Consider the following 7,869-nt stretch of genomic DNA (forward strand, 5'->3'; position numbering starts at 1 on the left):
GTGAGCGAGTTGGGATCCGCCCACAGCGCCGCGACACTGCCGCCGAGCCCGGCTCCTTGGCCATGGCGGTCGCGACGACCGTGCGCACCGCCTGCGGCACCTCGTCCGGCAGCGGCGGCGGCTCGTCGTCGAGATGCGAGAGGGCGATGGTCAGCGCGTTGTCGCCCATGAACGGCGGGTGCCCGGCCAGGCAGTGGTACGCGACCGCGCCCAGCGCGTAGATGTCCGTGGAAGGTGTGATCTTGCTCTTGGCGACCTGCTCGGGTGCCATGTAGAGCGCCGTGCCGACCAGCTCGTCGACGCCGGTCAGGCTGGCTGCCTCGGCGGACCGGGCGACGCCGAAGTCGACCAGCACCACCTGGCCGTCCGGGCGGACGATCAGGTTGCCGGGCTTGACGTCGCGGTGCACGACGCCGGCCTCGTGCGCGGCCTGCAACGCGTGGGCGGTCTGCGCCACGATCGCCATCGTCTCGCCGGGGCTGAGCCGCTCCTGCTCCTTGATCCGCTGCGACAGCGGCTGCCCGTCGACGAAGCCCATCACCAGGTACGCGACCGGCTTGCCGTCGTCGTCGGTGCCCTCGCCGTAGTCGTACACGTCGACGACGCCGGGGTGGCGCAGCGTGGCCATGGTGCGCGCCTCGCCGCGGAAGCGCGCGCTGAAGCCCGGATCGCCGACCGCCCGCGGGTGGAGCACCTTGACGGCGACGGTGCGGCCGAGAACCTGGTCGATCGCACGCCAGACCTCACCCATGCCGCCACTGGCGATGGGTTCTTCCAGCCGGTAGCGCCCGCCAAGCGCGTCTCCGGGATTGAGCATCATGCCTCCGTACCCCATGTTGCGAGGTGTTACGCCCCGCCAGGGCAAGACCGCGCCCTTCCCCCGCGCAACCTTAGCGGCCCGGTGCCGACCGGCAGGGGGCGCGGGGGTCGGTCCACCGGGCAGCGTTTTTGGCGCCGACCGTGTCACCATGTCCGATCCGTGACTGCCGTCACGTCCGCCCAGGTCTAGCGTCGGGCCGTCCACAGGCGAAGGCGGTGTCCGGTGAGTGCGATCTTCGGTGAGACCCTGCGGTTCCAGCAGCGCGACGGCGACGACGTGCCCCTGGTGGTGCTCGGCGACGAGATGTACGCGCGCTACGAGACGCCGGAGGGCTACACCGCCGTCTACGACGAGGCCGCCGGGGCCTACTGCTACGCCGACGTCGACGCGGGCACGTTCGCCTCGACCGGCCGGCGGGTCGATGCCGGGCCGCCGCCGCCCGGGGTGCAGCGGCACCTGCACGAGGCCGCGGAGGTCCGCAACAACCGGGTGAAGGAGCGCCACGAGGCGATGGTGCCGCCGGGGGAGGCCGCCGGCGGGCGCGAGAAGTTCCTGACGTTCGGCCCCAGCGGCGGGCTGCTGCCGGGGCGGCGGCTCAGCTCGGGCACCGTCACGGGGCTGACCATCCTGGTCGACTTCCCGGACACCCCGGCCGCGGTCGGCACCACCGAGGTCGACGCCCTGCTCAACGGCACCGGCTACACCGGCGGCGGCAACGCGGGGTCGGTGCGGAACTACTTCCGGACCATGTCGACCGGGCGGCTCGACTTCGGCAACGTGGTGGTCGGGCCGTTCCGGATGAGCCGGCCCCGGCTGGCCTACGCCAACACCGAGGGGTTGCTGGTGCCGGAGGCGATCCAGCTCGCGGTCGACTCCGGCGTCGACCTGTCCCGGTTCGACTCGTGCGACGAGGGCATCGTCGACTCGCTGTGCATCATGTACGCCGGCCAGACGGAGTACAAGGGCGACCTGTGGCCGCACAACTTCGTGCACCGCAAGGAATACAACGGCGTGCGCACCGAGCTCTACATCGTCACGAGCGCGGGGCGGCGGGCCGAGGACCTGAGCATCGGCACGTTCTGCCACGAGGCCGGCCACATGCTCTGCCGCTTCCCCGACCTCTACGACTACGGGCTCGCCGAGCGCGAGGGCGACGACTTCAAGAGCGCCGGGGTCGGCATGTACTGCGTGATGGGCGCCGGGAACCACCTCGACCGGGGGCGCACGCCGGCGCCGATCTCCGCGTACCTGCGGCAGCTGGTCGGTTGGGCGGGCACCGAGGTCGACCTCAACACGGGTGGGCGGTTCGAGGCGAAGCAGGGCGACTACGACACCGTGCTGCGCTGGTCGACCGGGCTCGACAACGAGTACTTCCTGGTCGAGAACCGGTCGCGGGCGGGTTTCGACCAGCACCTGCCGTCCAGCGGGCTGGCGGTCTACCACTGCGACACCCGCGGCTCCAACGAGTTCCAGCAGGGCACCCGCGAGCAGCACTACCAGTGCGCGGTGCTGCAGGCCGACGGCCACCTCGACCTGGAGGCCAACGCCAACCAGGGTGACGGCGGCGACCTGTTCGGCCGGGTCGAGGGCACCGCGGTCTCGCACGGCACGCGCCCGGCCACGCGCCGCTGGGACGGCACCGAGTCCGGGCTGACCATCTCCGACGTCAGCGCGCCCGGCCCGGTGATCAGCTTCCAGGTCGGCGAGGTGGGCGACGCCGGTGCCACGGTCGTCGGCAAGTCCGAGCCGCGGGTGTCCATCCCCGACGGCGGTTCCGGCGGCGTGGCCGACACGATCACGTTCGACTCGCCGGGCATCGTCCGGTCGATGACCTTCGAGGCCGACATCACCCATCCGTTCGCGGGCGACCTGCGGATCGTGCTGCTGTCGCCGACCGGGCGGCGCGCGGTGCTGCACGATCGGGTCCGCACCGGGCGCAACCTGCACCTCGAGCTCGACACCGAGCCCCCGTCGGCGTTGGCGCCGATGGTCGGGCAGCCGGTCGCGGGGTCGTGGTTGCTCCGGGTCACCGACGCGTCACAGGACGACGCGGGGACCCTGGACCGCTGGCGGATCGAGATCACGGTCGGCACATAGGCACTTGTCTAGATTTGCCAGGAACTTACTAGCTGCTCCCCATGTTTCCTCCAGGGAAGTAACGCAGAGTCCTCCGAGTCCCCTCACGACTTGGAGCGAGATTCATGCGAGTACCCAGGAAGCTTGCGCTGGTCGGCGCCGGTGCCGCCGGCGTTCTGGCCATCGGGATCAGCGTGCCGGCGTTCGCGTCGGGCAATGACAGCCCGTCACCGGCGCCGTCGTCTTCGTCGTCGGCTCCGGCTTCTGCGAAGTCCGACCAGGGCAAGAAGTCGGACTGGCAGGAGAAGGCCAGGCAGGCGCGGGCCGACCGTCAGGAGAAGCTGGCCGCGGCCCTCGCCAAGGAGCTCGGCATCGACGAGAAGAAGGTCTCCGACGCGCTGACGAAGGTGCGGAAGGACCTCGCGGGCGACGCCAAGGCCCAGCGGGCCGACCAGCTGAAGGATAGGCTCGCCAAAGCGGTCAAGGCCGGCAAGCTCACCCAGGCCCAGGCCGACGCGATCATCGCGGCCGCCGAGAAGGGCGTGCTGAACGGCGCCGGCGACCACGGCTGGGGCGGCTGGCAGGGTCGCGGAGGCCACGACCGGAAGTAGCCTCTGCCGCTGCGCTTCGAAGACGCCGAACCCGCGCGCGACCTGTGCCACCCCCCCGACACTGGTCTGCGTGCGGGTTCGGTGGTTGTGGGCGGTGGTCGCGGTGCTCGGCATCGCGAACTACCTCAACAACGTCGCGCTCGCCGGCGCGTACCCGTGGATCTCGGTTCTCGAGGTCCTCGTGCTGCTCCTCCTCGCCCGCGCCGCCGGGCTGACTTTTGATGATCTTGGCCTGGCCCGTGGCACCTGGCGCCGCGGGATCCGCTGGGGTCTGGTCGCGGCGCTGGTCGTGCTCGTTCTCTACGTGGTCGCGCTGGCGGTGCCGGCCGGGCGGGACGCGTTCCTCGACCAGCGGGCCCACCTCTCCGTCGGCGGCGCGTTGTATGCCGCGCTGGTCAGCGTGCCGGTCGGCACCGTGCTGCTGGAGGAGATCGGCTTCCGCGGCGTGCTCTGGGGGATGATCTTCCGGCTGCGCGGGCCGGTCTGGGCGACCGTCGTGTCGTCGGTGCTGTTCGGCGTCTGGCACGTGCTGCCGTCGGTCGGGCTGGGCGGCAACAACCGGGTCGTGGGCGAGGTCTACGGTTCGGCGGCCTGGCTGGTGACGCTGTCGGCGGTGCTCGCCACGGTGCTGGCCGGGATGGTGCTGGCGGTGCTGCGGTGGCGGTCCGGGAGCCTGCTCGCACCGGTCGGGCTGCACTGGGCGACGAACGGCCTGGGCTATCTGGTGGGGGCCGCGATCTGGGCCATTTCCGGCTAAAACCGTTTCACATTTGGTACGAAGAAGTGTGGGCGATCGCCTGGTGCGCTGGGGGCTCCCACGAGCCGCCAATGCCGTGCCCCTGCTGATGGAGTTCATCGTCACCGCGGTGGCGACGGTACTGGCCATCCGGTTCGCCCTGTTCATCACCGGTTATCCGCAGCTCGGTGGCAGCGGCCTGCACATCGCGCACGTACTGTGGGGCGGCCTGCTGATGGCCGTCGGCGTGATGGGGCTGTTGTCCTTCAACGGGCGGGTGATCAGACCCGTCGGGTCCTTCCTGGCCGGCGTCGGTTTCGGGTTGTTCATCGACGAGGTCGGCAAGTTCCTGACCAGCGACAACGACTACTTCTTCACCCCGAGCATCGCGATCATGTACGTCGTGATCGTCCTGCTCGTGCTCGGGATCCACGCCCTGCACGGCCGGCGGCCGATGTCGAGCCGCGAGTTGTACTCGGCGGCGCTGACGACCGCGGCGGCCGGCGTGACCAACGGGATGACCGACCACTCGCGGACGATGGCGCTGCGGCGCCTCAACGCGGCCGGTGACCTGCCGGGCGCCGACGCGGCGGCGGCGCTGATCCAGCAGATCCCGCGGGGGCGGGCGGAGAAGTATGACGTGAGCCAGATCGGCACGCGGGTGGCGCAGCGGATCGGGCGAGCCCTGCGCCGCCGGTCCGCCATGATCACGACGATCGTGGTCCTGCTCGTGCAGACCGTGGTCACGGTCGGCTTCGCACTGCTGATCGTGTCGGCGCTGCTGGCGCGGGAGGCCGGGGCGGACGTGACGCTGCGGTTCACCGAGCCGGTGCCGACCGCGGTGGGCGGGGCCAGCTCGCTGATCTCGGCCGCGTGCGTGGTCTGGGGCCTGGTGCGGCTGCGCCAGAAGCGACAGGTGACGGGTTACCGGTGGTTGCAGCGGGCGGTGCTGATCGACCTGCTGCTGACCCGGGTGTTCGAGTTCGCGGTGTACCAGTTCGCGGCCATCCCGGCGCTGCTCATCGACCTGCTGCTGCTGGCGGCGCTGGAGTACGCGATCCGCACCGCCGTCCGCGACGAGGCGGCGGTGGACGACGGGTCCGCCGAGGCGGAGGAGGCGGGCCGGTGGTCGCCGGCACGGAGCGCGGCCACCGCTGGGGTTGGTCTTGCTCCTGCTCCTGCGGGTGCTGCTCGCTTGGGTTACCGCCCGTGGCCGGGCGCCGGGACGCCGGCGGTCGCCGGTGCGTCGTTGGACGCCGGGGCTGGCGGGGTGGTGCCGTCCGGTGCCGCGGATGTCGGGCCGGGGTTGTATCCCGGGCCGATCATCGCCGCCTCGGCCGGGCCGGCGGCGCCGCTTACGGAGCCGGCACCGCTGGGCGGGGCCGCCGGTGTCGAGGGACCGGCGCCGCTGCCTGCTGGGCCGCCCGCGTTGAGCGGCCCGGCGCCGGCACCCATGGTGCTGCCCGGCACGCCGCCGGCGGGTGCGCCCGGACCGTATTTCGCCGACCTGCCGGTCGCGTCGGCCTCGGGCTCCGCCGCTGGCTCCGCTTCGCGCCCGGGCTCGATCCCGGCTTCGGGGTCGAGCTCTGAGTCGGCCTCGACCGGTGCGCTTACTCGTCCGATCGGGTCGACGGGCGCCGGCCGAGCGGGGTCGGTGCGTGGTGCCAGTGGTGGCGGTGCGGGTGTGCCGGGCCCGGCCTGGGATCCGGCGCGGTCGTGTGCGCCCAGCTTCACCGGTGGGTGCCACTCGCACGCCGGGGTGATCGGTGGTGCGATGGCGGCCGGGTGCGGTGCGATCGCCGGTGGGCTGGTGGCCGGCGTGTCGACCAACGGCGCCGAGGCGCACCGCGACGGCGTGCCCGCGGACGCGGGGAACGACGCCGACGCGCTCGTGGGTGAGGCGCTCGACGACTCGCGTACGGGTGATCACCAGGACGTGCCGACAATCGCCGCTCCGGGCGTCGCGGAGAGTGAGCCCCCGGCGGTCGACGAGGCGGGCCGCTCGCCGCGCAGCGTCGGCGGACAGCCGCCGGCGGCGAAATGGATCGGCAGCCGAGCGGGCAACGCGGGCGCTTCGCGGTACGCCGCGGGTCCCACCGAATCCAATGTGGATGAGCGCAAGCTGACGCCACCGCCCTTGTCGTGATTACCCTGCGCGAGCATCGTCCCGGGCGTAACGTGAGTTCATGGCGGTCATCGGCATCGACATCGGCGGCTCGGGCATCAAGGGTGCGCTGGTCGACATCAGGCGTGGCGACCTCACCGGCGAGCGCTTCCGGGTGGATACGCCCGAGCCTTCCAACCCGAAGAGTGTCGTCGCGGCCGTCGGCGAGGTGGTGCGCCACTTCGAGGGCCGCCCGGAGCGCGTGGGCATCACGTTCCCCGGCGTGATCTCCAACGGTGTCGTTCGCACCGCCGCCAACGTCGACAAGTCGTGGATGAACACCAACGGCGCCCAGCTCTTCTCGCAGGAGCTGCACTGCCCGGTCGCCCTGATCAACGACGCCGACGCGGCCGGCATGGCCGAGATGGAGTTCGGCGCGGGCAAGGGCCGCAAGGGCAAGGTCGTGATGCTGACCTTCGGCACGGGCATCGGCAGCGCCGTGTTCATCGACGGCATGCTGGTCCCGAACACGGAGTTCGGCCACATCAAGATGCACGGGGTCGACGCGGAGAAGCGGGCGGCCGCCCGGGTGCGCCAGGACGAGGACCTCGGCTGGGGCGCCTGGTCCAAGCGGGTGCGCAAGTATCTGCAGCACCTCGAGCAGCTGCTCAGCCCCGACCTGTTCATCGTCGGCGGCGGGGTGAGCCGCAAGTCCGACAGCTTCCTGTCGCGCATCGACATCGAGACCGAGGTCGTGCCGGCGATGCTGCTCAACAACGCGGGCATCATCGGCGCCGCGCTCGCGTCACCGCAGGCCCACAACGGGCGCCCGATCACGGACACGGCCCGCAAGACGGCCGCCGGCGGGGCCCGCAAGACGGCGACCCGCGGCGCCCGGAAGGCAGCGACCGGCGGCGCCCGCAAGACCGCGACGGCGCGGAAGAAGGCGACGTCCGGGCCGAGCGGGACGGCACGCAAGGCGGCGAAGTCCTCGACCCCGCGCAAGGCGTCCACGGCCCGCAAGGCCACGAAGTCGACCACCGCGCGCAAGTCGACAACGGCACGGAAGTCGACGGCTGGCAAGGCCACGACGCCAAGCAAGTCGGCCGCCAGGAAGTCGGCGCCGGCGCGTAAGTCGACGGCGAGTCAGGCGGCGACGGCGCGGAAGTCGACGGCGAGCAAGGCGACGACGGCGCGGAAGTCGACGGCGAGCAAGGCGACGACGGCGCGGAAGTCGACGGCGAGCACGGCGCGGAAGTCGACGGCGAGCAAGGCCACGACGCCCCGTAAGTCGACCGCCAGCAAGGCGACTACGGCGCGGAAGTCGACCGCGGGCAAGGCGACGTCCCCGCGCAAGTCGACGACGGCGACCAAGTCGGCCGCGGCCACGAAGTCGACGACGGCGCGCAAGTCGACGACGGCCCGCAAGGCCTCGACGGCGCGGAGTGGCGAGCACCGCCGACAGCGTCACCAGCCAGGCCGCCGAACCGTAGACCTCGCCCACGACCCGGTTGTTGCCGCC

At 71.9% G+C, this 7,869-nt stretch carries 6 protein-coding genes; 5 read left to right on the forward strand and 1 reads right to left on the reverse strand.

From position 1 onward, the window contains the following. Positions 1 to 817 (reverse strand): serine/threonine-protein kinase (locus AB0H87_RS34475; protein ID WP_360155457.1); only part of this gene is annotated, 817 nt, incomplete at its 3' end. A gap of 225 nt (positions 818 to 1,042) precedes the next feature. Here AB0H87_RS34475 and AB0H87_RS34480 point away from each other — a divergent pair. From AB0H87_RS34480 to ppgK, 5 genes are all read left to right on the forward strand, one after another. Continuing rightward, complete coding sequence (locus AB0H87_RS34480) at positions 1,043 to 2,917, forward strand: M6 family metalloprotease domain-containing protein (protein ID WP_360155460.1); 1,875 nt, start codon at positions 1,043 to 1,045, stop codon at positions 2,915 to 2,917. A gap of 104 nt (positions 2,918 to 3,021) precedes the next feature. Then, complete coding sequence (locus AB0H87_RS34485) at positions 3,022 to 3,507, forward strand: hypothetical protein (RefSeq protein WP_360155463.1); 486 nt, start codon at positions 3,022 to 3,024, stop codon at positions 3,505 to 3,507. 70 nt (positions 3,508 to 3,577) lie between these two features. After that, entirely contained in the window at positions 3,578 to 4,264 is a 687-nt protein-coding gene (locus AB0H87_RS34490; protein WP_360155466.1) for a CPBP family intramembrane glutamic endopeptidase, read from the forward strand. 28 nt (positions 4,265 to 4,292) lie between these two features. Then, positions 4,293 to 6,389 carry a hypothetical protein gene (locus AB0H87_RS34495; protein ID WP_360155469.1) on the forward strand — a complete coding sequence of 699 codons (2,097 nt, stop codon included), beginning with the start codon at positions 4,293 to 4,295 and terminating at the stop codon, positions 6,387 to 6,389. 40 nt (positions 6,390 to 6,429) lie between these two features. Beyond that, positions 6,430 to 7,869, forward strand: a 1,440-nt coding sequence (gene ppgK / locus AB0H87_RS34500) for a polyphosphate--glucose phosphotransferase (RefSeq protein WP_360155472.1), incomplete at its 3' end; no start/stop codon positions are given.

The sequence above is a fragment of the Asanoa sp. NPDC050611 genome (assembly GCF_040654855.1).
Taxonomy (GTDB): domain Bacteria; phylum Actinomycetota; class Actinomycetes; order Mycobacteriales; family Micromonosporaceae; genus Asanoa.

What these genes read in the sequence shown, in the direction of transcription:
- AB0H87_RS34485 (WP_360155463.1), top strand. Translation starts at nt 3,022, where the DNA reads ATGCGAGTACCCAGGAAGCTTGCGCTGGTCGGCGCCGGTGCCGCCGGC.